This window comes from Stenotrophomonas sp. Steno-Z10-BAI (assembly GCF_056393115.1).
The window spans coordinates 121,100-147,375 of record NZ_JBWJOZ010000007.1; the positions used below are offsets into that span (position 1 = coordinate 121,100).

Consider the following 26,276-nt stretch of genomic DNA (forward strand, 5'->3'; position numbering starts at 1 on the left):
GCTGGATCTCAATCAGTCAGCCGCGAACCACGGCGGGCGTTCTTCTCGCGCTCATGGGCATCGAGTTGGCGGCGCACCTCGACAGCGATGGCTTGGGCATCCATGCCGGCTGCGGCATGGATGTGGATGGTGTAGCTGGAAGGCGCTGATTGGGCCGTGGTGGCGTTTCGAGCGCCCACCGCCTGCACCGGTGTCTGAATCACCTTGGCGGCCAGTGCGGGGGCGGCAGCGGCCGGCAGGGCGGCCGCCGTGAAGGCTAGGCCTGTACCGATCTGCTTCATTCGGTCGGCCAGGCCCATGACCTGCTGTAGGGGCTCGCTTTGGTTGCGATCCAGCCCGCCGGCCAGGCCCTGCATAGTGAAATGACCGAATTGTGCGAAGACGCGCGACGGACTGTGGATGCCCAGCATCCCCTTGAAGCGATCCATCACCCCGGTGGCTACGCCCGCCACTGCATCAACGGCAGCACCGCCCATGGATTTGATGCCGTTGACCAGGCCGGTAACCATGTCCACGCCGGCCTGCGCCATCCGCTGGGGCCAGCCCATCAGGACGGTGTTCACGCCATCCCACATCAGCTGCATACCGGCCCGCAGCTTGTCGCCGTTGAGCGTGAAGACCCCGACAATCAGCGACCACATGCCCTGCAGGTAGGACCAGGCACCGCCCATCACACGCTGGATGATGGGCATCAACGTGGTGAACGCGCTCACCAGCAAGGTGATGCCGTTGACCGCACCACGCAGGCTGACACTCAACAGGCCGCCGAACACCCTGCCAAAGCCACGTCCGGCCTCGGTCGCGCCTGCCAGTTCTTCGCTGGTGGAGGACACCGGCTGCAGCAGCTGTTTCACCCATGCCCAGGCCTTGCCCATGGCTTCGGAGATCATGTCCCACACCGGTGCCAGCGGTTCCAGCGCGGCACCCAGCTCCGCCATCAGCGGTGACACCACGTCGACGATGCCCGCCCACACGCCGACCATGAAGGCCTTGATCGGCTGCCAGTACTTCCACACCAGCAGGGCCACGGCTGCCACGGCCACGCCGATGGCCAGCACGGGCGCGCTGATGCCGCCCAGCAGCGGCAGCAGCATGCGGCCGACGTTGAGCAGCATGGGGAAGGCGCGGCCACCCAGCGAGACCACATTGCGGATCAGAGACCCGAACCCGCCGCCGCCGCTGAGCAGCAGCACGGCCTTGTGAATCTGCGTGAGCGCCATGGCACCGATGCCGCCGGCGACCAGCAGGCCACCCAGGACGGTGACCAGGGCGGTACCGGCGATGGTCAACTTGGCGATGGTGGCCACCAGCTGGGGATTGGCGCGGACCCAATCGATCAGCTTGCCGACGACGGCGGCGGTGCGCTCAACCAGCTTCTTGAACTCCGGCAGCAAGGTCTGGCCGATGGCCTGCGAGGTGACCAGGGCGGTGTTCTTGAGCAGCTGCAGCGCGTTCTCGGAGGTGGCGACGCGGGCGGCGTACTCGGCCCCCATGGAGCCGCCGTACTCCTGCGCATCGGACACCTTCTTGAAGTTGCCCTGGAGCAGTTCGAGGTTGGTGAGCAGCGGCGCGATCGCGCCCACGGATTCGCGGCCGAACAGCCGTGTCATCGTGGCGGCCTGTTCGGCCTTTGGCAGCTGCTTGAGCTTCTCCAGCACCTGCACGATGGCCCCGCCGGCGTCACGCTGCATGGCCTGCGACATCTCGCTCGCGCTAAGACCCAGCTGTTTGAACGCTGCGACCTGACGCGAGGTGGCGGCATCACCTGAGGACAGCGTCAGCAGCATGTTCTTGATGCCGGTGGCTGACACTTCGGATTCGATGCCCATGCCCGCCACGGTGGCACCCAGCGCGGCCAGCGGGCCGCTGCCAAGGCCTGCGACTTCACCCAGCGCGCCAATGCGGTTCACTACCTCGCTGATCTTCTGGACGCTGGCGGGGCCGGTGTTGCCGAGGTGGTTGATCTTGTCGGCCAGCACGACAACGTCGCTCTGGCTCATGCGGAAAGCGGTACGCCACGTGGCCATGGTCTGGCCTGCGTCCTGGGCGGTTGTATCGAACGCCACGCCCATCTGCGCGGCGTCTTTGGCGAACAGCAGTAGCTCTTGACGCGGGATCGCGGCCTGTCCGGCCGCCGCTACGATCTGGGCGATTTCCGCCGGCACCATTGGCAGCTTGCGCGACAGGTCCTCAACATCGCGACTCATCTGCGCGAACTGCTGCGGCGTGTCGAAGTCCACGACCTTCTTCACGTCGGCCATGGCCGATTCAAAGGTCATAGCGTGGGAGATGGGCAGGATTTCGGCCCGCAGCGCGCTTGCGCCGGCGAAGGCCATGCCAGCCCCGTGCGCGGCAGCGTTCATGCCGGCGGTGTGGATTTTCTTGCTACGTGCCATCGCGGCATCCAGCGCGGCCAGGCGCTGGCGCTGGATGGTCATCTGCTGGGTGGTGGCCGCGATGTCAGCGCGCAGGCGGCGCTCATGGGTGCCGAGCTGCCGCGTGCTGATGCCCGCGCGCTCGAGGCCGCCTCGCAGGCGCTGCAGCTCTGCGCCCTGTTGCTGGTGCTGGGCCTTTAGCTGGCCAGCGGCGATCTTGGCTTGCTTGAACTCGTTGTTGAGCTTGCGGGTGGGGTTGCCGGTGGCCGCGATCTGCGCCGCGAGTTGCTTCACCCGATCTTGGGCTTCGCGGTGCGCCTGCGATACGCCGCGCGTGGCTTCCATCTGCTGACGGAACGCGCCGATATCGCGCTGTGCGGCGTTGAGGCGGCGAAGGGTGCCCTGCTGAGCCTGCAGCGTGGCGGCAACGCCCTTGCTGCCAGCCATGATCTTGCGGAAGGGGGCCGTGGCCTGATCGATGGCTTGCAAGATCACCTGCAGGCGAAGGTTGCCGCCGCTCATGCGACGACACCCTGGCGGCCGGTTACGGCAGGTGCTGCTCGGTGCTGTCCGGCGCGAACGCGCTCAGGAAGCGAAAGACCGCCGTCAGTGCCCACACCAGCCCGGCGCCGACCGCAGCCAGCAGGAACAGTGAGAGCAGAAGGGCGATCAGGGTTGCCATGGGCGGACTGTATCACTGGTTGGCTCCGCTTCGAAGTACAGCGCGCTCGCGCCATTCCATTAGTTCAGTCAGGGAAAGTGAGGAAAGCTCGGTGAGGGTGAATCCGAAGATCACCCCCACATCCGCCATCGCATCCTCTACGCAGGCAGGGATTCCCGCGTCGCCTTGCTCAAGAAAAAAGTCAGCACTTCTTGACCGACCGCGACCAGATCGGCTGGGTCCAGCTTGGCAACGTCGGCTGCGGTGAGGGTCGGGGTCGTAATGCGCGGCAGCAGCGTGGTGAGTGAGCCCACGTCCATCTGCAGCAGGTCCGTCAGCTTGATGCCGCGCAGTGAGCCTGCATCCGGCTTGCGCAGTTGTACGGATTCGATGACCTGTTCGCCGCGCTGGATCGGCACATCAAGCGGGATGGGCGGAGACTGCCCGGGCGCGGCGGAGTTGTCGGGGATGGGCTGGGTGTTCTTGGTCATGGGTATCTCTCACGGAAGGAGTGGCCCGGCAGCAGGTGCTCCCGGGCAGGTGGCTCAGTAGCCGATGGCGCGGCGCTGGTCGGCGAGCAAGTCTGTGCCGTCGACGATGAAGACCATGCCGACCATATCGATCTCAATCTCAACGCGGCCGTTGATGCTCAGCTTGTAGTAGCTGACGCTGGTTTTCACCGAGAACTCGGTGTCGTCGCCCGGCTTACCAGTGCCGGAATCGATCTCACTATGGCGACCACGGACGACGATCTCGACAGCATCCACCTCGCCGGTGTCCTCACGCTGGTAGGCAGCTGCCATACGCAGCGGAACGCCGCTGTGGGACACCATGCCGTATTGGCGCAGCACCTGCTTCATCAAGCCGCCACACTTCCACTCGAGCTCGATCTTTTCCTGGCCAAGGTCGATATCGATGGAGCCGGCCATGCCGCCGGCGCGGTATTCCTCCATCTTGCGGGTAAGGGTCGGGAGCTTGACCTCGGTAACCTGGCCGATGTAGCTCAGACCGTCGTTGAAGAGGTTGAGGTTCTTGAGTTTGGTGGGAAGGGACATTGCAGAGGTTCCTCAGTGCGGCAGGTCAGGCGCCGATGCGTCGTGCGAAATCGGCGAAGTAGCGGTCGGTGATGCGCTGGTTGAGCAACAGGTTCTCCAACGGCGGCACCGGGGTGTAGTCGTAGTCGATGACCAGCTGGCCCGACGACAGCGAGGCGGTGGAATTGGCCGCCTCGTCGTACCAAGCGCTGGCGTCGATCACGTAGCCGAAGTTCTTCAGCTCGCGGAACTTGGCGTTGATCGCCTCGACCAGGTCGCGGACCAGCGAGGGATGGAGCGGCTTGTCCACGTAGACCTGCTGCGCCTCCGCGATGGTGTCAGCGAGAATCTGGGCAGTGCGGGTCGACGTTTCGAACGCGAAGTTCGGTTCGTCGCTACAGGTACGCGACCCCCAGAACTTGTAGCCGCCAGAATTGATCAGCGTCGTGATGTCGGCCGCGTTGAGCTGCCCCGCATCGGTGGCCGGGTCCTGCAGGTCCCAGTGCACGTCGCGGCTGATGCCCGTGACGCCGGCGACGCCAACGTTGGAGATGGACTTATGCCAGCCTTGCTCCTGATCGATGCGGGCGCGCAGTCCGACAGCGCGAGCAGTGGCGAACGCCATCGAGCTGGCGGAGGCTGCGGTATCGAATGCGACGAAGTCGGGATAAATCAGCATCAGCTCCCGTTCGCTGAACTGCTCGCGGTAAGCGATGGCTTCGACTACGGATGCGCTCGCTGCGCAACTGACATAGGCCATTGCGCGCAGCTTCCGCGCGATGATTGCCAGCGCTGCGGAAACCGGCTGGGTGTCCAAGCCAGGGCACGCCAGGATGCGTGGACGGACGCCGACCAGTGATTCTGCGACCAGCAGCGCCTGCATGCCCGTATAGCTGGAACCATTCTTCAGGCCGATGACGGCACTGCTGGTGTCCACGTCGGTCGCACCGGGGGCGACCCGCACCACGACCGTAACCGGGTTGGCCTGGTCGGCGATGGCCTGAAGGGTCGCCCGGAGGGTGCCGGACTTGCCAGCCTTGCTGATCGAGCCGAGCACATCGGTGATCAGGACCGGGCGGTCCAGCGGGAAGACGGTCGCGTCGGCATCGGGTGCGGTGCCGACCACGCCGACGATGGCCGTGGCCACGGTGCGGATCGGACGCGAGCCGCCGTTGATCTCGATGACGCGTACGCCGTGATGGTAGTCCATGGATACTCCAGTGGTTATGGGTTGCGGAAGCGGATGGGTACCGTCAGACCGGTGGGTGTGCCGGTACCGAAGGCACTGGCCAGCTGACAGGTCAGGTCGAGCACAAATGCGCCATCGGCAGCTGGGCGGCTGATGGTGATCCGGGTCACACGGATGCGAGGCTCCCAGCGCATCAGTGCTGTCGCGGTTGCGCCATACAGTTGCAGCCGGGTTTTGTCGTTGAAGGGCTGATCGATCAGCTCAGGCAGCAGCGAGCCGTAGTCTCGGCGTTCGATTCGCGAGCCTATCGGTGTGGTGAGAATGTCTGCGATGGACTGGCTCAGATGCGCATTGGCATCGAGCGGCTTGCCAGAGCGGGTATCCATGCCCCGCATCATTGGCCCTCGGGCAGGGGCGGCAGTGCCGGCGGCGGGGTGATAGACGGGACGCTCAGCGAGCAGCTATCGATAGAGCTTGCCTTCGCCTGCAACGTGGCCGTCAGCTGTGCGATGGCTGCTGTCATGGCGGTCAGCTGTGCCGCATAGGTCGCATAGGGCTTCACGTAGGGGGTCAGGAAGGCCGTGACGAAGTCGGTGATCCACGTGACGATCTGAGCCGGGTTGGCGCTCGGTGGCTGCAGCAGGGACAGGATCGGGGCGAGCATCGCCATCTGGGCGGTGATGGCGGCCAGCGAGGCATTGAGCGATTCGATGGTCTCCGTGGTGAATGCTTGAAGTTCGCCACACGTCTGGATTGAGTCGGCGCGGCGGTGGAGCTCTTCGAAGAACTTGGTGTTGACCAGCATGGAACCTTGGGGAATCACGGCAGGCCTCAGAAAATGTTGGTGATCACGCCGCCCTGAACCATCACGGTCAGGCCGGTGCTGGTGGTGAACGAGCCGCTGGCGCCGGTACCGGCACTTACGTTGCCCGCCGCATTCACGCTGCCCGAGGTCTCGATGCCGCCAGGAGAGGTGACAACGAACTTGCTCTGCGCGGGCAGGCTGACCTCGTAGCGATGCAGGGCATGGTTGTAGGTGAGCGTCGCCCCGTCTCTGTGCCGGCGCATCCAGACGTCATCGCTGCTGCTGGGCGCGGGGAATGCGTCGCTGTATAGGCCGCGAAGCGCTACGGCATTGCCAAGGTCACCATCGGCGCAGATGAGCAGAACCTGCTCGCCGGGGGTTGGGGGATTCCACTCGCTGACATCCCCAGCGGCTGCGCTGAACACCGGCACGAAGTCAGAGACAAGTTCCCCGGAGGCCACGCGGCACTTGAGCGGCTTCAGCTGCACTTCGGCAATGACGCCGAAGCGCAACAGGTTGCTGATTCGCTGTGAGGTGGGCGGTGCGCTATCCATGTGTCCATGTTCGGGTGCGCGTCTCGCGCGCGCACGGCCATTCACACGTAAGCCGCGCCGCTACAGTGCGGGACTGTCAGTACCAGCCAGTGGCACTGACGTGCGCGTTAATCGACGACACCTGCACCAGGCCGGATCTGCGCACGTGGCAATGAATGTCGACGGCGGCCTGCGCGTAGTCGGACGATGCGGACTGGACGCTGATGCTGATCGTGGCGGATTGCGCCGAGGCCATCGACACGAAGCCGGTGGCCGAGGTCGAGAACGATGCCCGCCCAATGCTGTCGGCCGTGATGTAGATCTCATACTCGGCAGCGCTCTGACCGGTTGGGAGCCATCGTCCAGAATCGACAGTGCTACTGCTGTCGTTGCCACCACCGGTGCTTGCCTTGGTGATCGTATAGGTGCCATCCGGCATCAAGTTCAGCCTCACGTTCGCGCTACAGGTGCCGCCTGAGTTGGACTTAGCCTGGTTGCCTGAGGTAAACCCTTTACCGTGGAAGGGAAGCGTGTACGTGGCGGTGCCCTTGGCGGCCCAGAGGCTGGCGACGTCCTGCCCCCCTATCCGATAACCGACATCGGCGCGCCGGGTGCCGTACCTGACATGCGCATATCGCAAGCCCACGTGCTTCGCGGCATAACCGTTGGCCACAGGACCATCCCCGATGATATCGGGGTCGAATAGGTCATCGAAGTCCACCTGTCCGTTGCGGTGGCCGCTGGCCATATCAGCGCCCCTCCCGAAGTTCAACGACCTCTCGCTCCAGGCGCTCAAGCCAGTCTGCGATCTGCGCAATGGCGCGGTAGGCGGGCGGTATGGTCTGGTCGAGCTTCATCGCCGGCACCAGCTCGCCGTTGAAGCTGACGCCCTCGCTGTCCACGGCCTCGGGCATCACTTCCATGAACTGCTCAGCATCAAAGAACAGCCGCGTGCGCCCATCCGCGTTGTAGTCCGGCTTGTACTTGCCAATCATTGTGCTGATACGACGAACCTCTTCCAAGCCGTAAGGCATCGGCCCGTCGATATCCTTCAGCTTGCGCGAGGAGCCAAAATTGAAGCCGCCATCTGCCTCGATCACGCCACCTGCCGACACGTTCCCCTGGATGCGACCACCGGCCTTGTCGAACTTGGAGGCCGGGTCGAAGTTCCCGCTCGTCCAGGTTTCGCCGCCGCCGCGGATCACCGTGCCTTCGCCTGTGGCCTCGTTGTACAGAAGCCAAGTCCCGTTTCTGACTTCCATGTAAGAGCTGCCGCCACCGAGATAGACAACACCGTGGCGCGGATCGCCTGCGAAACCGGAGATTCGCACCGGACCAGAGATCTCGCCACCAGATTTGTCGAACTTGCTGCTCAATGCAGCGTCGAGGCCATCAATCTGGGCAGTGGTGTGGTTGTGCGCCTGATCGGCCTTGGTCGCCGGGTTGAAGTTACCGTCATGCCAGAGGCGTCGCCAAGGCTGCCAGACGCTTGTCTGAACTTTGCGCATGAACAGGTCCTCGCCGAACCACGGCCCCGAAATCTGGAACCCGTAGTCCCTCCCCGTGGTGACATTCGACAGAATCTGGTTCCAGCTTCCGTTGGTCGTGTTGACGCTGGGATGTGCCATCGACCCCATCGAGTACGACAGAACACTGTTGGCATCTGCATCGAGGTACCCGCCATAGGCACAGCGGACACGGTCGTTGAGCGCATCGTTCAAGCCTTGAACCTCGCCAATGGCGTGGCCATGGCCGACGTTCGACTTCGCGCCGGGATTGAAATTGCCGCTCGTCCAGATGGTGCCGCCCGAATCCAGTGTCGCGTTGAATGCTCCCTCCGCAGTGAAGTCGAACACGTCTCCATGCTTGAAGATACTGGAGTTGCCGCTTCCGAGGAGAATGACGCCCTGATCCGCTTTTCCGCCCCAGTTGTAGGATCGCAGCGCATTGCCGTTCACCGAAACAGGGCCGTTTACCGTGCCGCCGTTGGTGCTGAACTTGCCCGCCAGAGCGTCGACCAGGCCAGTTACCTGGGTCATCGGATGTTCGTGTGGCGCGGCGGGGTAGCTGCTCGGCTTGTTCGTGTGATTTCGAGCGTCGAGGTAATAGGCGCCGTGAGAGCCGTCAAGCATGTCTGCGTCCAAGGCATTGCCGTGACCTTCATCGCGCAAAGCGGCCGACTTGACACCGATTGCCACGCGCAGCATCGCTGCAGTGGCAGCCGTCATGAGACCCTTGAAGAAGTCACTCGGCGCGCCCTTGCCAAGTCGGGCATCGAGCATCTGCACGCCGCCGCGAGGTGTAAGCGCCGTTTCGCGGCTGCTCCCGAGAATCGATTCCTGCTCGCTGGCCAAGCGAACCACGCCCACCTGGGATTCAGTCGCCGGCGGGTTGATGAAGTCGATGGGGCCAGCTTCGATGCTGGTCGCATTGATGTTGGCAAAGCGAATGTCCGTCGCAAGCAGCAGCGTGGCGGCGGCAGCTTTCTCCATGATCGGTGACGTCTGGGAATAGGCTGCAAAAAGCGTTCCATCTGCGAGGAAGAGGGCCAGGCCGCGGACGGTGTAGGTGTCCTGGCCGTCATCACGCACGTTGATGTGCAGCGTGTCCTTGGCCACCGCCTTGCCCCCGAACGTAGCCAGCCGCTTGATCTGGCCAGGCAATGACGTACCAACAGAGCTGGCGTCGAAGGCGGTAGAGGACAACCCAACCTGCGTGATCTTGACCGGAGCGGTGCCCGTGTTCTCTGCGTTGACGATGGCGGCGAAGCCGGCTGGGGTGACCGTGATCTGGGGAATGCCCATCATCTGTTTCCTATGGTTCGCTTGAACCCAGCTGCAGCCGGGCTGAGGTGATCGTGCGGGCCGTGCCCAAGGTGCAGATCGCGCCCTCGACATTGATGCCCTGCGTGAACGTGAAGTGGGATCGCACGGGCTTGGCGCGATTCACAGCGGAGATCACCTGGTTGATGAAGTCGGCCGTGGCCTCTGCGCCGTTCTGCCCGGTGAGCGTGAGCAGCAATGAGAAGGTGTGCGGCGGGCCAGGAGGCTGCTGCTGCCACCATTCCACGATGTCCACCTGGCCGCCAAAGCTGGCAACGACATCGGCGATGCTTTTCGCAGTGCCTTTATGTCGTTGGATGTTGAACGAGGCAGCGATGCGTGCCCGTTTGATGTGTACCGGCCATTCGCTACTCCACGTGTCAACAGAGACAGTCCACGCCAGATACGGCAGAAACTCAGCGGGGCATGTCCACGGGTTCCAGAGGGTGTGGTGAACCATGGGCATCGACGCCACGACCGCGTCAGCAGCTTCTGCCGCGCGCTCCAGCTGCGACGCATTCGGCGGCAGCAGTGTCTGCAGATCAGTCATTTGTGCCGGCGTGTTCGATCACAACCGCCGTGCAGTAGGCGGCAGACTGCGCATTGACGATGATGTCAGCAGCAGGGCTCTCCAGCTGCACGCGCTGTACGCCCTCGGCGTGAAGCGCGGAGTAAAGCGCCGACATCGGCACGTCCCGGCCAAGCCGCTGCGACTGGCTCAGGTACTCATCGACCCGGCGCCGCGACTCAGCGATGACCAGGGCACCATCGGGGCCATCGAACGTGGTGATCTTTGCCCGGATCTCATAAGGCTGAATTTGTGCTGCCACCACGGACACGTAGTCGGTGAGAGGCCGGACGTTGCCGTTGAGGAGCGCTGCCTCCACGGCGGTCAGAAGTTCCGGTGCAGGCGCGCCGTCACCGATGCGAGACAGGACGGTGACCACTACCTCCCCAGGGCTGGGGCTGGTTACGCTGGCGTCCAGCACAGACACGTGGGCCGAGAGCGAATGGAAGATGTACGCACCTTCTGGACCGGCGACCGATAGGCCTTCGGGGGCTAGCTGAACCCTGCGGCGGAAGTCGGCGTCGCTCTCGTACACAGCCTCGGTGCCGGCATCTGGATTTGCTGGCGTGATCAGCTTGCGCTCCACGCCGAACGGAACGGCCAGATTGTCCAGGTCACCGCCTTGGGAGTAAGGCAGCAGAAGCCCCCGCGCACGTTGGTTGAACTGCTCCCGCAGCAGCAGCTCGCGGTAGGCGCTGGCCTGCAACAGTTTGATCACCGGGTCGGATTCGACCACGGCCGTGTACTCGGGCATCAGCCGCTTGAACTCGGCCAGCCGCGCAGCGTAGAGCGATTCAAAAGGGATTTGCTCGAAGACGTCTGGCGCAGGCAGCTTGTCGACTTCGATGGCGGTAAACGTGGACATGGCGGCACCAGATAGAACTCTGATACAGCGTCCCATCGCGCGCGCGAGCCACGCTCTTGCGTCACTTGTAGCGCTGGGTAATACGTCAAAGGGCGGTCAGGTGATCCATCAGTAGATCGCGCACAAGCTGCTCATCGGCAGGCGTGAAGCCGAGTAGCTCACGGCGCGGGTAGGTCACGCGCGGGCCGTCCGGGCTGACACGGTCGCTGCGCCCTTCCTGATGGACGCGAGCAATGCGGGAGACCCGGCCGAGGAAGCCCACCGTTGCCTCTTGGGCCGTCCCGCGCGCACGCAAGTGCTTGGCCTGCCGGATGCGGGCAAACATCGCCTTGCGCTTGATGCGGCCTGCCTTGGCGCGTGCCGCTGTGGGGGCGCGGCGCGGCGCGAAGCCGCTACCGTCTGGATTCTGTTGGGCGGCAATCCGTCGCTGCTGGGAACGCCGCAGGGCGGTGCCGACCGCGCGGCTCAGCTTGTTGCGCTGGGCCGGTTGCAGCTTACGCAGCAGCGGTGCCGCCCAGGCCTCCAGTTGCTGCAGGTTCTCGCTCAACCCAGGATCTCCGGCAGGCGCGCCACCAGCGTGCCGTCAGCGAACACGTCACCGCCGGCCAAGGTGCCCCGGTGCTCGTACTCGGTGGGCGGCTCAGCGGCGTGCGTGAGCTGCAGGCTGCCGTCGTCGTCGCGCTGGATCACCACCCGCTCGGTCAGTGGGAGCTTGATGGACAGGTCGACCAGGTCGCCGGCCAGAACATCCACTTCAAAATGCAGGTCATCGCGCTTGGTCGGATTGCTCAGCAGCTCGGGCTGGTGTCGGGTGAGCCATTGCAGCAGCGGGACCATGATCGACTCAGGCGACCCAGCGTAGTCGGTGACGACTAGGTGCAACGTGTAGCGGTACTCGAAAGACAGTCCCGCCCCATAGCCTGCGGCAATTCCCCCACCGTCCACGAAGATCAGCAGGCGCTCAGGGTCTTTGTCCAGCGCGGGCACGGCCGTGACCAGATGCTGGCGGAGCGCCTGCGGCTTGATCACTGTTGCGCCTCCAACTGCCCGCGAATGAATTCCTGAAGCCCGATCACCTGGGCAGCGGTTTCGTGGCAGGTGCCGTAGTTGGTGGCGGCGACTTCGGCGACGGCAGAGAGCGCAACGCCGCTGGCTGCCGCATCAAAATCTCCGGTGGCTCCGTCCAGCGGCTTGCCTTCGGCGGCGGCGTCGTGGACGCGCACGAAGCCAGCAGGCACAACACAGGCAGCATCAGCGATCGGTGTGACATAGACGGGGATTTCCTTGATGAGGGTCGCGCCGCGCTCGCGCACTACCTGCACGCGGTCGACGTACTTGGTGATGACGGTGGTGGCCGAGAGCGCGGTGAGAAGCTCCTGCCGGGTTTCGCTGTGCGCCTCGAGGGCCGCATTGAGCGCGCTCTTTGCGCTGACTTCTCCAGCGCGGGCGCTGCTGATGCGCTGTTGCTGGCAGGTCGCCAGCCCAGCGCTGGCCAGCAGCAGTGCGAGCATGATCAGAGCGCGGTTCATCAGCCACGTACCCCCAGAGCTTCTAGAGCCCGCCGCGTGCGGGCGATGCGGTCGGCCATGCCGTTTGGCGTGCGGCGCGATGTGGCACTGCCCAGGTTGATGATCCGACTGATGCCCAGCACGTCCCGCGCGTCGGCGTAGCTGTTGAGGCCAGCATCCTTCCAGTAGGCGGCCGCGGCGAGCGCACCGGTTTCCGGTTCAATCAGCAGGCCCGGCTGCTCTTCCAGCGACTGGCCGATCAGCTGGCCGACGTGGCGGTAATTGCGACGGCCTGTGTGCTGCATCGGGCCGCGCCCACGGTAGAGGTAGCCGTCGCCACTGGCCTCGCTGCCATTGCCGTTACGGCCAGCGTAGACGCGATTGCCCAGCTTCACCGGCTGATGGACGAAGCCAGCAGCCTCGGCTTGGGTGACGTAGTTGCCGAAGACCTCCAGCAACCGCTCGCGGCTGTAGCTCAGGCTCTCTTCGACGCGCGACAGGCTCAGGCTTTCGTGGCCGACCTGCGCGAGGAAGTGGGCGATTCGCAGCGAGGAGGTGATCGCAAATCGCTTCATCGCTGCGTTGAGCGGACCGACCCAGCGCTGCGCGCGGGTCAGGGGGCACTGCATGATCTGTGCGAGTTGGGCGGCAGTGAGCATGGTTCAGTCCTCGGGCAGCAGCCGCGCGGCATTGCCGCGCGCACGGTAGATCACAACGGCCAGCACAACGAGCAGGCCCAGCTGGCAAACGTTGGCGACGCCGGAGGCGCCGTTGCCGAACAGGAGCATCGCCAGCGCCAAGCCGCCCGAGCAAGCAATCAGCGCCCACGCCAGCCATGCGGCGGCGGGGCGGTGGCGTGCCGTCGGGGACGGGCGATAAGTGAGCAGGCGGACACAGATTGCCATCGAGAGCATCACCGTTGCGGTATTGATCAGCTCAGCCATCGGAGCCTCCACGGGGCAGGCGGGTCACATCAGCCGTGCGGCTGCGCTCAATCATGCTCAGAGTCAACGTGACGATGACCGCTGCGCAGATGAACGCGGCCAGCCCAGCTGACACCACGCCGAAGCGCTGCATGACTTCAGTGCCGCCCAAGTAGCCGACCACAACGCTGATGGCCAGATAGACCAGGCGTTTCCAGATCGGCAGGTCTTTGGCGGACACGACAAACAAGGTTGCGCCGGCGAAGGCACCAATGAGGGCATCGCCGTCGATGCCGGGCAGCAGCGAGGCGAGGCCGACGCTGGTGGCTAGCGTCATCAGGCTGCCGGTGGAGGTTGGTTCGGTCATGGTCAGTCCCAAAGCTGGATAAGGGGACGCTCTGCAGCGCCGGTGGTTGGTGCGGGTAGGTCGGGTAGTTCCACCAAGGTGCCCATCGGCAGGACGGGGCCGTGCAGGCTGATGCCGTAATTCAGGGCGAGGACCTGCTCGACAAGGCCGGCGGTGCTGCCCAGGTGGCGGTGGCACAAGGCGTCGATGGTGTCGCCCTGCAGCGCCACGACGCGCATCAGATCAGCTCCACGGTCACGCGCCGGGTGCCCAGCAGGTCGCTGATCGCATAGCGCAGGTCGCGCCGCAGTTCGTCGATGGTCGGGGTCAGATCGTCGGCGCGCTGGTTTCCCTGCGCGGTGGCGTCATACGAGCGGAACCGCTCGTTGACCTTGATGGCCGTGGCGTAGTGCACCGCGCTCAGGTACAGCTGGACGCGCTGGGACTTGCCGTCGATGACCGGTGCCGGGGCATCGGCCAGGTTGGTGTGGCCATCGGCCTGCAGGCGCTGCTGCAGGTCGACCAGCTCGCCGTTGACATCCATCAGTGCGGCAACCACGGCAGCACGTAGGCGGTCGGGCGTTACGTCACCCGTGAGTCGGATGGCACCACGCAGGGCGGCCATGTCGATCACCGGCCAGAACGCTCCGGAGGACACGTCCTGCTCTTTCGTGCTCTGCGATGCGTTGGCGGTAAACGCGCTCATGATGATCTCGAGTAAGTCGCCGGTGGTCGGGGCGTCACGTCAGGGGGAGAGAAGCCCTTCAGATCAGCCCCGAGCCGGCGGGGTCGCGGGGTACGCTCGGGTAACGGCTCAGTCGGTTGGCTGGCTGGCCGTGTGTTTCTTCAGGAACCGCTCGGCGTGTTCCAAATCTTTCTTGCCGCCGCAGGCTTCATGCAGCGTGAGGGCGCGTTTGAGCGACTCCACGGCAAGGACCAGCTGCTGCTCGGTCGGCGGGTTGTCATCGTTGGCCGAGCGCAGCACCCACCGACCACGGGCGAGCAGCAGCTTGGCGCGCACCTGATCCGGCATGTCCTGGCCATCGGTCAAGGTGATGGCCTGATCGATCACCTCCGGAGCGAAGTCGGTCCGAGTCCGCAGTGCAATCAGAGCGGCCTCGGCGACCTCTTCGGCTACCAGGCAACCGGTCGTCCGCTCGAAACGGTCCGGCATCGGAAGATCGTGCTGCAGGGCATAGGCGGCCACGCGCAGTGCCTCGGGATAGCGCCCAGCGTCGATGTTCCACAGCATCACCGTGGTCATCACCTCATCCGCTGCGCCCTGCCCAGCCGACAGCACGCCTTCGATGTAGCTGTCGTAGGCGGGCAACAGATCGGCCTTCAGTTTGGCCTTGCCCTCAGTCGACTGGATTTGCTTCAGCCGGCCACGGTCATTGGCCAGCTGCAGCAGCATCTGCTCATAGATGCCGGTGCCGTCCATCAGCTGATCCGGGGCGGTTCTGGCGGCCGCCTTGGCCGCCAGAGCGCGTTGCATGTGTCGTCGGGCCGGGCTGCTGATCACAGGCTCAGTCCCCGACCTTGATGTTCTCGATGACGCAGCCCAGGCCGTAGTCTTCGATCACGTAGGCGTCGTTGGACGACTCGAAGTTCGCCACGCGGTTTTTCTGCGGCTGCTCCTGCAGGTAGCGGCGGCGAGCATCGATCTGCCAGTAGATCGAGAGGTTCGACAGGGTAGTGATCATGATCGCGTTGGCCGGAATGAACGGCACGTCGACCGGCTGCAACCCGCCGATGCGTTTGGCGCCCAGCACCAGATCAGCGGCCAGCTGCTCGGTGGGGGCGTTCTCTTTGTTGATGATCGGGAAGTACTTGTCGTGAATCAGGTCGCGGCCAATGATCACGCGCAGGCCCGGATCATGGCGATGCCAGGGATCGATCATGCTGGCCACGGCATCCATCACCAGAGCGTCGAGGTTCTCGTAGTCTTTGTCCTTGCCGATGTTGATGACGTTGTCCGTGGTGCCGCCGGTCATCACGCGCTCGGCTGCGTGCTCGCGGTACTGCTGCAGCCAACCCTTGTTCACGTCCTGCAGGAGCGGATTGGCGGTGCGGTTGGTGTTCTTGGCCGCGCTGGTGCCATTGAAGCCGATCATGATCCGATCCAACGCCTGGCGATGGATGATGGCGTCGCGGAGCAGGCTCTGGAAGTTCTTCTGTCGTGCCCAGGCATCCAGCCGCGAATACGGGATGGCCGTATCAAAGTCGGTCTTCTCGCAGACGTACATGTTGCTGTCCAGCGCAGTCACATCGCGCGGATTACGCTCGGCGTCGCCGCTGGTGTCGGTGCGGCCGGCGATGGTGCCGGAAACGCCAACGCCGATTTTCTCGCCCTGCAGGTCAGTGACGCCAACCATGTTGATCGATTGCAGGAAAGCGCTGCTCTCCTGAATGCGACGTTCCATCGTCTGCTGTACAGAGGCTTCGATGGCGAACATGTTCGCCGGGTTGCTCACGCCATTGAGCTGCGCAACGCGCTGGGTGTACTCATCGTACTGGCGACGGGTTTCGGGACGCATGGGTGCTCCAGATGCTTGTGTAGGTGGGGGCGGGGATCAGCAGTCGGTGACGTCGGCGCCGGCTGGGCCGGTGACGTCCGGGCGGCGGTTGAACTGTTCCGGGGTGGTGTCCAGCTTCTTGGTCAGCGCGGAGAGCTGGTTGCTCAGGTTGCGGACGGTTTCGTCGCTCTTGACCACGCGCTCGCGCAGCTTGCCGGTCTCTTCTTCCTGCTCGGCGAACTGCTCCAGAATCTGCGTGCAGAACTGACCCATGTCCGCCGGCTGCCGCTCTTCCTTGGCCTCAGGCTTCGGGGCGATACCGAGAGTCTGGAAGAAGGTGGCCAGCTTGTTGGCGCGCGGCGCGGCCGGCTCTACCTCGGCGAACTCGATCAGCGTCTCTTCGGCGGCAGTGAACAGGTTCTCGGGAGACTGCTTGCGCGCGGTGAGCGGGTTGGCATCCGGGTGCTGTGCGGCGAAGGCCAACATCTCCGTGCCCAAGCTCGCCGGCGAATCGGTCACGGCCAGACCCTGCAGATAGGCCTTGCCGGTGCTGGCGAACTTGGGCGCGATCTCGATGCTGGTGAACAGCTTCTGCTTGAGCACGTTGACCATGTTGACCAGGTCATCGGTCGGCTCGACCTGGGCGAACAGCGCGAGCTTCTTCTCGCCGCCGATATCGACCTCTTCGGCTTCCACCGACAGCACGGTGCCATAGGCGCGGAACGGGCTGTCCGGCAGCAGGCTGCGCATGTGCTCCACCCAGATGCGGGCGGTGTACACGTCGGTGTTGTAGCCAGCGGCCATCTCTTCGATGTGCTGACGCTCGATGGTGCGGCCATCGGAAGTTGCGCCCTCGACCGCGACGCGGAAGCGCTTGGAACGGTACTTCTTGGATTTTTCGGCCATGTCGCCCTCTGCATGTGTCGTGGCGCATCGGGTGTCGATGCGATGACTCATGTTCGGCACAGCGGGAAATTGCAGCAACGCAGCCGACTTGTAACCGACTGATCTACCGGGGCTTTTGGTGTCGCGCGAGGCGTGGCAACTTCAATCTTGCTGCAGTGAATACCGCCGCCGCGCTACCGCAGACCGATCCACGTCGCCAAGCCAAATTCCTGTACTGGATGGGCTGGCGCGTGTGTGACATCGCCGAGGCGACCGGCGAGAAGGAAAAGACGATACACAGCTGGAAGGCGCGTGACGAGTGGGACCGCGCTGACAACGTTGAACGCATCGGCGGCGCACTCGAGGCCCGTCTGGTGATGCTGATCATGAAGCCGGAAAAGACCGGCGGCGACTTTAAAGAGATCGACCTGCTGCACCGCCAGCTGGAGCGGCAGGCGCGCATCCAACGTTACCAGGGCGGTGGCAATGAGGCCGACCTGAACACTGCAGTCGCCAATCGCAACAGCGGGCCCAAGAAGAAGGTCCGCAAGAACGAGTTCAGCGAGGGAGAGATCGAGCGCCTGCAGCAGGCGTTCCTCGACGGCTGCTTTGACTACCAGCGCGACTGGTACCGCGCCGGCAATCAGCGCACCCGCATCATCCTCAAATCCCGTCAGATCGGCGCCACCTACTACTTCGCCCGCGAAGCGCTGATCGATGCGCTGACCACGGGCCGCAATCAGATCTTCCTGAGCGCCTCCAAGAGCCAGGCGCATATCTTCCTCGGCTACATGCGCGGCTTCGTGCGCGAGGTGCTCGACCGCGATCTGACCGGCGACCCGATCACGCTCGCCAACGGCGCTGAGTTGTTCTTCCTCGGTACCAACGCCCGCACCGCGCAGGGCTACCACGGTAATTTCTATTTCGATGAGTTCTTCTGGACCTACGGCTTCAACCAGCTGAACAAGGTCGCCAGCGGCATGGCGATGCACAAGAAGTGGCGCAAGACCTACTTCAGCACGCCCTCGACCATGGCGCACGAGGCCTTCGATTTCTGGACCGGCGAGCGGCACAACAAGGGCCGCCCGGTATCCCAGCACATCAACATCGAAGTGACCCACGACCGCCTGCAGGGCGGCAAGCTGTGTGAGGACGCGATCTGGCGCCAGATCGTCACAGTGCTGGATGCCAACGGCCGCGGCTGTGATCTGTTCGACATCGAGGAGCTTCGCCGCGACTACGGCGCCGAGGAATTCGCCAACCTGCTGATGTGCGAGTTCGTGGACGACAGCGCCAGCGTCTTCCCGCTGACCATGCTGCAGCCGTGCATGGTCGACAGCTGGGTGACCTGGGCGGAGGATTACAAGCCCCTGGCGAACCGCCCCTATGGTGATCGGCCGGTGTGGGTCGGCTATGACCCGGCCGAGAGCGGCGACAGCGCCGGCCTCGTCGTCCTGGCCCCGCCGCAGGAACCGGGCGGCAAGTTCCGGGTGCTGGAGCGCCATCAGTTCCGAGGGATGGACTTCGCCGGGCAGGCCGAATTCATCCGCAAGATCACGCAGCGGTACTGGGTGACGTATATCGGCATCGACACCACGGGCATGGGCACCGGCGTGGCGCAGCTGGTGCGCCAGTTCTTTCCCGGCGTGGTCACCTTCAGCTACTCGCCCGAGGTCAAGACGCGGCTGGTGCTCAAGGCATTCGACGTGATCAAGAACGAACGTCTGGAATACGACGCCGGCTGGACTGACTTCACGCAATCGCTGATGGCCATCCAGAAAACGATGACCGCCAGCGGCCGTCAGATCACCTACACCGCAGGGCGCTCGCGCGTGACCGGCCACGCCGACCTGGCGTGGGCGGTGATGCACGCCCTGCAGAACGAACCCCTTGAGGGCGGCATGGCCGCCAGCAGCACCATGGAGATTTACTGATGAACGACAGTGGAGAGACGCTGCCGCAGGCCCCGGCCGGCCGGATGGAGGCCTTCACCTTTGGCGATCCAACGCCCGTGTTGGAGTCGCGCGGCATCCTCGACTACATGGACTGCTACCGGAATGGCCGCTACTACGAGCCGCCGGTTGATCTAAATGGCCTGTCCCGCACCACCAAGGCGAACCCCTACCTTCAGAGCGGGCTGACGTTGAAGCGCAACATGCTGGTGCGCCAGTTCATGCCGCATCCGCTGCTCACGCGCTCGCAGTTCGCCCAGCTGGCGTTGGACTTCACCACGTTCGGCATGGCCTACGTCGAGCGGCGCGAGGCACTGTCTGGCGCGACGCACAGCCTCTCGGTGCCGATGGCTCAGTATGTTCGGCGCGGCGTCGTCGATGGTGAGTTCTTTCAAGTCACAGCAGGGCGCACGGAGCATGAGTTCAAGCCCGGCTCCGTCTACCAGCTCCGCGAGGTGGATGTTGACCAGGAGATTTACGGGATCCCCGAGTGGATTCCTGCGGTGCAGGCTGCGCTGCTCAATGAATCGGCGACGCTGTTCCGCCGCAAGTATTACAACAACGGCTCCCATGCCGGTTTCATTCTGTACCTCAACGACGCCCAGGTCGCCGATGCCGACGTGGCCGCGCTACGCGAGGCGTTGAAGTCTGCGCGCGGTCCCGGCAATTTCCGCAACCTGTTCCTGCACTCGCCCAACGGCAAGAAAGACGGCCTGCAGCTGATCCCCGTAAGTGAGGTAGCGGCCAAGGATGAGTTCACCGGCATTAAGAGCGTCACCCGCGACGACATGCTAGCCGCGCTGCGCGTGCCACCCCAGCTGCTGGGCATCGTGCCGCAGAACAGTGGCGGCTTCGGTTCGATCCGGGATGCTGCGACGGTATGGGCCGCGCTGGAGCTGGAGCCGCTGCAGACGCGCATGTTGGCCATCAACGAATGGCTCGGCGTCGAGGTGATCCGCTTCAGCACGTTCGACTTGGGCGGGGTGTCGAAGTGACCGCCGTGCTCACGAACCTGCGCTGCGGCGACTGTGCCCGCCTGCTAGCCCGCGCGGCGGGCAGTTATGACCTGCAAATCAAGTGCACCCGCTGCGGTGTGCTCAACCACATGAAGGCCGAGAGCCTCCCCTCGGATCGCCGCGAGCGACACGACGACGAAGGCTCTACCCATGAAGAACGAACTGATCCACGGCGATGCCCTGACCATCCTGCCGACCCTGCCCGGCGCCAGCTTCGACGCCCTCATCACTGACCCGCCATATGCCAGCGGCGGCACTCACGCCTCCGCGCGTAAGGCCTCGCCGACCGCCAAGTACGGTTGCCACGCGCACGAGGATTTCGCCGGCGACGAACGCGACCAGCGCTCCCATCTGGCATGGATGCGGCTGTGGCTGGCTGAATGCTCACGCGTGCTGAAGGAGGGCGCGCCGGTGCTGTTGTTCACCGACTGGCGTCAGCTGCCGCTCACCACTGACGCCCTGCAGTGCGCCGGTTTCACGTGGCGCGGTATCGCCGTCTGGGACAAGACCGAGGGCGTGCGGCCGCAGCTGGGGCGCTTCCGAAACCAAGCCGAGTACGTGGTGTGGGGCAGCAAGGGCAACATGCCGGTGAAGCGCCGAGCACCAGTTCTGCCGGGCGTGATGCGGGAGAGCGTGCGCAAGGCGGACAAGCACCACCTGACCGGCAAGCCGACCGACCTAATGCGGCAGTTGGTGCGGATCTGCGAAGAGGGCGGGCGAATCCTCGACCCTTTTGCTGGTTCCGGTACCACGCTGGTGGCCGCGGATCTTGAGGGCTACGGCTGGACGGGGATCGAGATGACCGGGCACTACCATGACGTTGCCCGCTCGCGTTTGTTGCGTCACGCCGGTTGACTGATGCGGTTCCGCATCCCAGAAGGCCGCCCTCGGGGCGGCCTTCTTTCGTTATGCAGTGGGTGAGTGATCAGCGACGTCGTATTCGACTTCGACATTCACGGATGTCACCGCCGTCCAGACTCTAGCGTCGGGCCACTCCAGCGCGATCTTTTTCGGATCATGGTTCACGCCGTTGACGCGGAAGACTAGTCGAATGCCTGGTGTGCCATCGGCAAGCATTGCGGCAAGGCGATCAAAGGCCTGTGCCGAAGCAGCGTATGTCACAGCCACGTACTCCGGTTTCCCTGCATGCGGATTGCTGCCCGCCGAGCCACGGTGTTCTGGAGGGTTAGCGATCTGTTTGCGACTTTCATCCTCATCCAGACGCTCGATGGTGATATCCCATGGCAGCTGGGTCAGATCCTCGCCCGATTCACCAGTCAGGGTACGGCCGTTATCGAGACAGCCTTTGAGATCCAACTGGGGTTGGTCGCCCGGTTCCAAAGGCATCAGAAGAGAAGCGGCGCTGATCCTTACGGCGAGTGGGTAGTCCAAATGTTGGTTGTTCATGCGGCTCCTTGCCCTGTGTGAGCGTCCATCGTACGACGTGGTAACCGCTGTTGGCGTGGACAGTACGAAAGTCAGCGCGAGCGTATGTCTATCACGGCCAGCACCCTGCGCGCGCACTCGTCTCCCCGCCACGCCTGCGCTCTTCTTACCCCTCTTTTTCTGCACTCCTGCATGACCCCGACAGAGGCCGCCGCTGCGGCTGCTCATGGCTGTTGGGAGAGATCCCCCATCCCTGCGGAACCCTGCGTCGAAGGGGCCGTTTGTGAGTTCGCCCAGGCGCTTCTAGCAGGCGGGCGCCGAAGGCAAATTATTTGGAGACCCACGGGAACCGGGTAACCCGGTAATCCTCCGCTCGGAAACCGTCTTGATCCCTAGTGCCACAAGGCGCTCCGGATGTTACCTCTGTAGGTGATTTGAGGTAACGCATTGGTTGCAAGCAAGTAATGTCATTGATTTATAAGAAGATTTTCTAAGCGCGGCATTACCTGGCCTGAAGGTAATCTGATTACCTCGACGTTACTCTAAAATTACCTTTGATATATGTTTATAACCTATTGATTTAACTGGTTATAGTCTTGGATTTGTGCGCGGATTACCTAAGTTACCTGTTTCCGGTGGCCGTCCAAAAATTTGCAGCTAAGGGGGATGAGGTACCCCCTCAACACTGCCGCCGCGCGGTCTCGCACTAAACGCAGGTGCCGAAGAGCAACGTGCCCCCTCCTCGGTTGAGTCGCACCCGCTGAGATGGCCAGCCGTATCCTGCCGGCATGCCTCTCCCCGACGACTTCGAATGGAAGACCCCCCACGGCCAACCCGAGCCGCCCACCGTCATCGAGCACCGTGGGGTGTGGGTTGCGCAGTTGCACCCCGGCGTCGATGGCGTGTGGCGAGCAACCTTGGGGCGCTACAGGTTTCCACCTGCAGGCTTTCGCGTTTGCACCGACTACGAAAAGGGCAAGGCCGGTGCAGGGCTCTGGGTGGAGCGGCACCAGGCGCAGTTGCGGACGGACGTGGACAAGATCGTCCGTTGGCGTGAAGCCGTCCGGGGCAACCGCATGTTGAAGGAAACCCTACCCCCACCCTTCCCCTAGACGTGCGCCGCGCCCCTGGTCACTTCACGGCCTGCAGGAGCCGCCTGTCGTTGTTGATGGGCTTGTTAACGGCCCGGCTGACGCGATAGGCCTCCATACCTGGTGGCTCGCTGGCCAGGAGCATCGCCATCGCATCATCCGCATCCACCGTCAGCCACTCATCGGCTTGGCCAGCCGTCAGCCACACCGGCATGCGGTCGTGGATATCGGCCGACACGCCACTGCTGTCCCCGGTGATCACGGTGAAGGTGCCCAGGTTGTCCGGGTCGAGCAGGGGGCTGGTGTCTTCCCATAGGCCGGCCGCGAGCAGCGGTCCGGCTGCATGGATGAACCACGGGTCTTTCATGCCGTCCTCCTCGTTGACCGACCACTCGTAGTACCCGGCCATGGGGATCAGGCAGCGGCGCTTCTTGAACGCGGAACGGAATGCGGGCTTGGTCGCCACTGTCTCGATGCGGGCATTGATCGTGGAGCCCTGCAGCTTCTTGGCCTTGGCCCAGAAGGGGAGCAGGCCCCACGAAAGCCGTGTGACCTGCAGGCCGGTGCCGCGATCGAGGATCACGGAAGCGCGCTGCGTCGGAGCCAGGTTGTAGCTCTCCGGGATCGACATCAGGTCGCCCACCAGTTGGGGAAAGCCCAGCGTGTCAGCGTTTCGGACCGGGGTTTGGACGAATCGGCCGCACATGGTGAGCTCTGCTATTGGATAGGGCACCACAGTCAAGCAACTGGCGTAAGCGCAGAGTGCCGAACAGGTGAAGACGCACAAGGCTCCATGTCCAGCAGAGGGCGTTGGCGTGGCCAGCTCTTCCACGCCACAACTGCTACAGCGCCCTGCCCATGGCCGCTCTGACGAGATGGATCGAAGAATTGCCGATATCGGAAAGCAGCTGGTGGGCAGTCGCAACGTCTGCTAAGCAGGCAGACCCGACGATTGCCAAGAACGACCCGATCACCATCGTTCTTGCACTCGTTGCGAAGGACTTCGGCAGCACCACTTCTTGGTGATATTTGATCAGTGCCAACAGCTGCGAGAAGCGTCCGTCATTCCACTGCTGCCTGTCACGAGAATCCTTGTGTAGCAACAAAAGCTCGTTCTGGAGAGACTGCAGGTGGCGCTCGACTTCATCGATCCTGTCCGACTTTCTACCCATGAGGCCATAGGTGCTATCGAAAGTGTGCGACACAGGTGGTGCGGGTGATACGAAATCCCCAACAGTCAAATGCGCGACCTTCTTCGCTGCGCCTATCCCTCGGAGCGCGGCGATCATCGAGATCAACGCCGATCCGATCACCGTGATGAGGCCCCAAAAAGTAATGGCGCCCGGGGGATAGCTGACGGCAAGTAGGACCGGAATAGCCATGAAAACGGTGATACCAACTGTCCAAGATAGGACGGACGTTCCGCGTTTCATGCCTCGACCTTCATGCTAGTTGGCTGTTGCTCTTGATGGGGTGCGACTCGGTGCAATGACTCCGGCCGAAGCTGGGTATAGCGCTTAAGTTCGTTCCAAGATTCGTGCAGGGTGACTGCCGCCACCTCAGGGATGTCGTATCCCTGTTCGAACAGTCGCGACGTGGCCTCGTGGCGAAGGTCATGGAAGCATAGGTCTTCGATCCCCAGCTTCGCGCAAGCGCGGGTGAATGCTGTTCCCACGGAATTGGAGTTGTAGGGGAAGATCGGGCCGTCTGCAGGCGGCCTTGCCTGGCGCTGGACGATGTCCCACGCTTCGCCCAGGAGCGGGAAGCGCTTGTGGTTGCCTACCTTCTTGCGGGGGTGCTTGGCGTCGCGCAGCAGGGCGGTGCGGTTTGTCTGGTCCACATCGGACCACAGTAGCCGCGTGATCTCGCTCTCGCGCTTTGCTGTCAGGACGGCGAAGTCGATGATGTCCACCATCGGGATGGTTGACCGCCACGCCGCCGCGCGGAAATGCTCCCGTAGCCGCTGCAGCTCTTCGTCCGTGGGCCGCCTGTCCCGGCGCTTGGACTTTCCGACCAGCCGCAGCAGTCGGAGCACCGGCCGTGCCTCGGCCACAGGATCGCTGGCGAGCTTCACGCCCTTCATCGGGCCGGCCAGCTTCAGCAGCTCTGAGAGGAACCCCAGCTCTACGTTCATGGTTGCCGGCGCGCAGGCTGGGATAATCATGCCGTTGGCCATCATGTGATCGCCGCGGATTCGCCGGCGGGTGTGCTCGATCACATCGTTGGCCGTGAGTTTCCTGGCCACTATGCCGCCCAGGCCCTCGCGGATTCTGGTCATGTTGCCGGAGTGGGTCTTGGAGATGGCCCTGATACTGGCCAGCTCGTTGATCCGCCAGTCGATCAGTTCGCCGATGGTGATCTCTTCACCGGGTGTACCGCCTCGGGCCTCGTGATCGGCCAGCTCGCGGTCCATGCGGTCCCCCCAGGCCTTCGCAGCCGTCTTGGTGGGAAAGGTCCGGGTTTGGGTGGGGTGGCCTTTGCGGCGCACAATAGCGCGCCAGCGACCGTCCCGATTTTGCAGGGTTGCCATGGTGTACCAGCTCGGATGTACCACGCCCTCCGTGGTACGCCAATGGTACAGCTGGTTGGGAAAATGCGGGAAAAGTGGTGCAAATTCGGGAAATAGAGAGATGCCTATATGCTTGATAAGTCAATGAAAACTAAAGAAATCAAGGGTATTCGGCTCTGCGTTGCCCCGATGATGGACTGGACGGACCGCCATTGCCGGTACTTCCACCGGTTGCTGGCACCGGGCGCGCGGCTGTACACCGAGATGGTGCACGCCAACGCGGTGATCCACGGCGACCGTGAGCGCCTGCTCGGCTTCGACGGCAGCGAGCACCCGCTTGCCCTGCAGCTCGGTGGCAGCGATCCGGCCCTGCTGGCCCATGCCGCGCGCATCGCGCAGGAGTGGGGCTACGACGAGGTCAACCTCAACTGTGGCTGCCCGTCCGACCGCGTGCAGGCCGGGCGCTTCGGCGCCTGCCTGATGCGCGAGCCGGCGCTGGTGGCCGAGTGCGTGGGCGCGATGGTCGCTGCGGTGGACATCCCGGTCACGGTGAAGTGCCGCTTGGGCGTGGATGACGACAACGACTACGAAAACTTCGTCAACTTCGTCGATCAATCGACCAACGCCGGTAGCGCGATGTTCGTGGTGCATGCCCGCAACGCGTGGCTGAAGGGCCTTTCGCCGAAGGAAAACCGCGAAGTGCCGCCGCTGCGCTACGACTGGGCGCACCGTCTCAAGGCAGACCGCCCGCAGCTGCAGATCGTCCTCAACGGTGGCCTGGCCACGGTCGAGGCTGCGCAGGCCCAGTTGCCGGCGCTGGATGGGGTGATGCTGGGCCGTGCGGCCTACCACGACCCCTACGTGCTGCATCAGCTGGAGGCCGCCCAGACCGGTGCACCGCTGCAGTCCCGCGAGGCGCTGCTGCGCGCCATGCAGCCCTATATCGAAGCCCAGCTGGCTCGTGGGCTGGCGCTCAAGCACATCACCCGCCACCTGCTGGGCCTGTTCCACGGCCAGCCGGGTGGGCGTGCCTTCCGCCAGATCCTGAGCGAAGGCTCGCACCGCGTCGGTGCCCACTGGAGCCTGATCGAGCAGGCGTTGGCGGTCACCCGCGCCCAGGCCGAGCGCGTCGCGGCGTGAGCCGCGTCACCTTGTCAGCTTGACAACGACCCCGGTTTAGCCGCCAATGTTCACTTAGATGAACAAAGCGGGGAGGCAGGCGGAAAAGTTCAGACCGGATTCACTGGCTAAAACCAAGAATTCGCTAAAGATTCGTAAAGCGCCGGCCCAGG

General features: G+C 63.8%; 33 protein-coding genes. 5 read left to right on the top strand and 28 right to left on the bottom strand.

What is annotated here, in order from left to right; all coding sequences use genetic code 11:
- Positions 1-8 precede the first annotated feature (8 nt).
- From AC06E9_RS16375 to AC06E9_RS16490, 24 genes are all read right to left on the bottom strand, one after another.
- Positions 9-2,897, bottom strand: coding sequence for a phage tail tape measure protein (locus AC06E9_RS16375; protein WP_478056432.1), 2,889 nt, complete (start codon positions 2,895-2,897; stop codon positions 9-11).
- Positions 2,898-2,919: 22 nt separating this feature from the next.
- On the bottom strand, positions 2,920-3,057 hold the full coding sequence (locus tag AC06E9_RS16380; RefSeq protein ID WP_478056433.1) for a hypothetical protein: 138 nt from the start codon (positions 3,055-3,057) through the stop codon (positions 2,920-2,922).
- A 12-nt stretch (positions 3,058-3,069) separates the two neighbouring features.
- Positions 3,070-3,186: a GpE family phage tail protein gene (locus AC06E9_RS16385; protein ID WP_478056434.1), complete on the bottom strand. Its 117-nt coding sequence runs from the start codon at positions 3,184-3,186 to the stop codon at positions 3,070-3,072.
- A gap of 8 nt (positions 3,187-3,194) precedes the next feature.
- Entirely contained in the window at positions 3,195-3,527 is a 333-nt protein-coding gene (locus tag AC06E9_RS16390; protein ID WP_478056435.1) for a phage tail assembly protein, read from the bottom strand.
- A gap of 54 nt (positions 3,528-3,581) precedes the next feature.
- Entirely contained in the window at positions 3,582-4,091 is a 510-nt protein-coding gene (locus tag AC06E9_RS16395; RefSeq protein ID WP_478056436.1) for a phage major tail tube protein, read from the bottom strand.
- 25 nt (positions 4,092-4,116) lie between these two features.
- On the bottom strand, positions 4,117-5,280 hold the full coding sequence (locus AC06E9_RS16400; RefSeq protein WP_478056437.1) for a phage tail sheath protein: 1,164 nt from the start codon (positions 5,278-5,280) through the stop codon (positions 4,117-4,119).
- A 14-nt stretch (positions 5,281-5,294) separates the two neighbouring features.
- Positions 5,295-5,654, bottom strand: a complete 360-nt coding sequence (locus AC06E9_RS16405) for a GPW/gp25 family protein (protein WP_478056438.1) — start codon at positions 5,652-5,654, stop codon at positions 5,295-5,297.
- Positions 5,654-6,064: a hypothetical protein gene (locus AC06E9_RS16410; protein WP_478056439.1), complete on the bottom strand. Its 411-nt coding sequence runs from the start codon at positions 6,062-6,064 to the stop codon at positions 5,654-5,656. Before AC06E9_RS16410 ends, AC06E9_RS16405 begins: the two co-directional genes overlap by 1 nt.
- Before the next feature lie 26 nt (positions 6,065-6,090).
- Positions 6,091-6,618, bottom strand: coding sequence for a phage baseplate assembly protein V (locus AC06E9_RS16415; protein ID WP_478056440.1), 528 nt, complete (start codon positions 6,616-6,618; stop codon positions 6,091-6,093).
- Positions 6,619-6,694: 76 nt separating this feature from the next.
- On the bottom strand, positions 6,695-7,345 hold the full coding sequence (locus AC06E9_RS16420; RefSeq protein WP_478056441.1) for a hypothetical protein: 651 nt from the start codon (positions 7,343-7,345) through the stop codon (positions 6,695-6,697).
- Between the two features lies 1 nt (position 7,346).
- Positions 7,347-9,401, bottom strand: coding sequence for a hypothetical protein (locus tag AC06E9_RS16425; protein ID WP_478056442.1), 2,055 nt, complete (start codon positions 9,399-9,401; stop codon positions 7,347-7,349).
- A 10-nt stretch (positions 9,402-9,411) separates the two neighbouring features.
- Positions 9,412-9,969 (bottom strand): phage tail protein I, encoded by a 558-nt coding sequence (locus tag AC06E9_RS16430; protein WP_478056443.1) that lies wholly within the window; start codon positions 9,967-9,969, stop codon positions 9,412-9,414.
- Positions 9,962-10,852 carry a baseplate assembly protein gene (locus tag AC06E9_RS16435; RefSeq protein ID WP_478056444.1) on the bottom strand — a complete coding sequence of 297 codons (891 nt, stop codon included), beginning with the start codon at positions 10,850-10,852 and terminating at the stop codon, positions 9,962-9,964. Before AC06E9_RS16435 ends, AC06E9_RS16430 begins: the two co-directional genes overlap by 8 nt.
- Positions 10,853-10,937: 85 nt before the next feature.
- Complete coding sequence (locus AC06E9_RS16440; RefSeq protein WP_478056445.1) at positions 10,938-11,399, bottom strand: phage virion morphogenesis protein; 462 nt, start codon at positions 11,397-11,399, stop codon at positions 10,938-10,940.
- Complete coding sequence (locus AC06E9_RS16445; protein WP_478056446.1) at positions 11,396-11,881, bottom strand: phage tail protein; 486 nt, start codon at positions 11,879-11,881, stop codon at positions 11,396-11,398. The genes AC06E9_RS16440 and AC06E9_RS16445 overlap by 4 nt, the downstream gene beginning before the upstream one ends.
- Positions 11,878-12,384 carry a hypothetical protein gene (locus AC06E9_RS16450; RefSeq protein WP_478056485.1) on the bottom strand — a complete coding sequence of 169 codons (507 nt, stop codon included), beginning with the start codon at positions 12,382-12,384 and terminating at the stop codon, positions 11,878-11,880. Before AC06E9_RS16450 ends, AC06E9_RS16445 begins: the two co-directional genes overlap by 4 nt.
- Positions 12,381-13,019 carry a glycoside hydrolase family 19 protein gene (locus tag AC06E9_RS16455; RefSeq protein WP_478056447.1) on the bottom strand — a complete coding sequence of 213 codons (639 nt, stop codon included), beginning with the start codon at positions 13,017-13,019 and terminating at the stop codon, positions 12,381-12,383. The genes AC06E9_RS16450 and AC06E9_RS16455 overlap by 4 nt, the downstream gene beginning before the upstream one ends.
- Positions 13,020-13,022: 3 nt before the next feature.
- Positions 13,023-13,304 (bottom strand): phage holin family protein, encoded by a 282-nt coding sequence (locus AC06E9_RS16460; protein ID WP_478056448.1) that lies wholly within the window; start codon positions 13,302-13,304, stop codon positions 13,023-13,025.
- On the bottom strand, positions 13,297-13,650 hold the full coding sequence (locus AC06E9_RS16465) for a putative holin (protein ID WP_478056449.1): 354 nt from the start codon (positions 13,648-13,650) through the stop codon (positions 13,297-13,299). Before AC06E9_RS16465 ends, AC06E9_RS16460 begins: the two co-directional genes overlap by 8 nt.
- Positions 13,651-13,652: 2 nt before the next feature.
- The gene (locus AC06E9_RS16470) at positions 13,653-13,868 is read right to left on the bottom strand and encodes a tail protein X (RefSeq protein ID WP_478056450.1); all 216 of its coding nucleotides are present in this window, start codon (positions 13,866-13,868) and stop codon (positions 13,653-13,655) included.
- On the bottom strand, positions 13,868-14,335 hold the full coding sequence (locus tag AC06E9_RS16475; RefSeq protein WP_478056451.1) for a head completion/stabilization protein: 468 nt from the start codon (positions 14,333-14,335) through the stop codon (positions 13,868-13,870). Before AC06E9_RS16475 ends, AC06E9_RS16470 begins: the two co-directional genes overlap by 1 nt.
- 108 nt (positions 14,336-14,443) lie before the next feature.
- The gene (gene gpM, locus AC06E9_RS16480; RefSeq protein ID WP_478056452.1) at positions 14,444-15,151 is read right to left on the bottom strand and encodes a phage terminase small subunit; all 708 of its coding nucleotides are present in this window, start codon (positions 15,149-15,151) and stop codon (positions 14,444-14,446) included.
- 4 nt (positions 15,152-15,155) lie between these two features.
- The gene (locus tag AC06E9_RS16485) at positions 15,156-16,166 is read right to left on the bottom strand and encodes a phage major capsid protein, P2 family (RefSeq protein ID WP_478056453.1); all 1,011 of its coding nucleotides are present in this window, start codon (positions 16,164-16,166) and stop codon (positions 15,156-15,158) included.
- Positions 16,167-16,202: 36 nt separating this feature from the next.
- Positions 16,203-17,051 carry a GPO family capsid scaffolding protein gene (locus AC06E9_RS16490; RefSeq protein WP_478056486.1) on the bottom strand — a complete coding sequence of 283 codons (849 nt, stop codon included), beginning with the start codon at positions 17,049-17,051 and terminating at the stop codon, positions 16,203-16,205.
- A 155-nt stretch (positions 17,052-17,206) separates the two neighbouring features.
- On the opposite strand from AC06E9_RS16490, the gene AC06E9_RS16495 reads away from it, so the two are divergent.
- From AC06E9_RS16495 to AC06E9_RS16510, 4 genes are read left to right on the top strand one after another with little or no spacing between them, the layout of a single operon-like run.
- Positions 17,207-18,964, top strand: a complete 1,758-nt coding sequence (locus tag AC06E9_RS16495; RefSeq protein WP_478056454.1) for a terminase ATPase subunit family protein — start codon at positions 17,207-17,209, stop codon at positions 18,962-18,964.
- Positions 18,964-19,977, top strand: a complete 1,014-nt coding sequence (locus tag AC06E9_RS16500; protein WP_478056455.1) for a phage portal protein — start codon at positions 18,964-18,966, stop codon at positions 19,975-19,977. Before AC06E9_RS16495 ends, AC06E9_RS16500 begins: the two co-directional genes overlap by 1 nt.
- A complete protein-coding gene (locus AC06E9_RS16505; protein WP_478056456.1) occupies positions 19,917-20,231 on the top strand; it encodes a Com family DNA-binding transcriptional regulator in 315 nt (104 codons plus the stop codon). The genes AC06E9_RS16500 and AC06E9_RS16505 overlap by 61 nt, the downstream gene beginning before the upstream one ends.
- Positions 20,149-20,853, top strand: coding sequence for a DNA-methyltransferase (locus AC06E9_RS16510; RefSeq protein WP_478056457.1), 705 nt, complete (start codon positions 20,149-20,151; stop codon positions 20,851-20,853). The genes AC06E9_RS16505 and AC06E9_RS16510 overlap by 83 nt, the downstream gene beginning before the upstream one ends.
- 51 nt (positions 20,854-20,904) lie before the next feature.
- On the opposite strand, the gene AC06E9_RS16515 is transcribed toward AC06E9_RS16510, so the two are convergent.
- The 4 genes from AC06E9_RS16515 to AC06E9_RS16530 all read right to left on the bottom strand — a co-directional run bounded on the left by AC06E9_RS16515 (position 20,905) and on the right by AC06E9_RS16530 (position 25,005).
- The gene (locus tag AC06E9_RS16515; protein WP_478056458.1) at positions 20,905-21,405 is read right to left on the bottom strand and encodes a hypothetical protein; all 501 of its coding nucleotides are present in this window, start codon (positions 21,403-21,405) and stop codon (positions 20,905-20,907) included.
- Between the two features lie 1,110 nt (positions 21,406-22,515).
- Entirely contained in the window at positions 22,516-23,181 is a 666-nt protein-coding gene (locus AC06E9_RS16520) for an SOS response-associated peptidase (RefSeq protein ID WP_478056459.1), read from the bottom strand.
- A gap of 136 nt (positions 23,182-23,317) precedes the next feature.
- Positions 23,318-23,857, bottom strand: a complete 540-nt coding sequence (locus tag AC06E9_RS16525) for a hypothetical protein (RefSeq protein WP_478056460.1) — start codon at positions 23,855-23,857, stop codon at positions 23,318-23,320.
- A 47-nt stretch (positions 23,858-23,904) separates the two neighbouring features.
- Positions 23,905-25,005, bottom strand: a complete 1,101-nt coding sequence (locus AC06E9_RS16530; RefSeq protein ID WP_478056461.1) for a site-specific integrase — start codon at positions 25,003-25,005, stop codon at positions 23,905-23,907.
- Positions 25,006-25,128: 123 nt separating this feature from the next.
- Between AC06E9_RS16530 and dusA the strand changes: the two genes are divergently transcribed.
- A complete protein-coding gene (gene dusA / locus AC06E9_RS16535) occupies positions 25,129-26,124 on the top strand; it encodes a tRNA dihydrouridine(20/20a) synthase DusA (RefSeq protein ID WP_478056462.1) in 996 nt (331 codons plus the stop codon).
- Positions 26,125-26,276 lie beyond the last annotated feature (152 nt).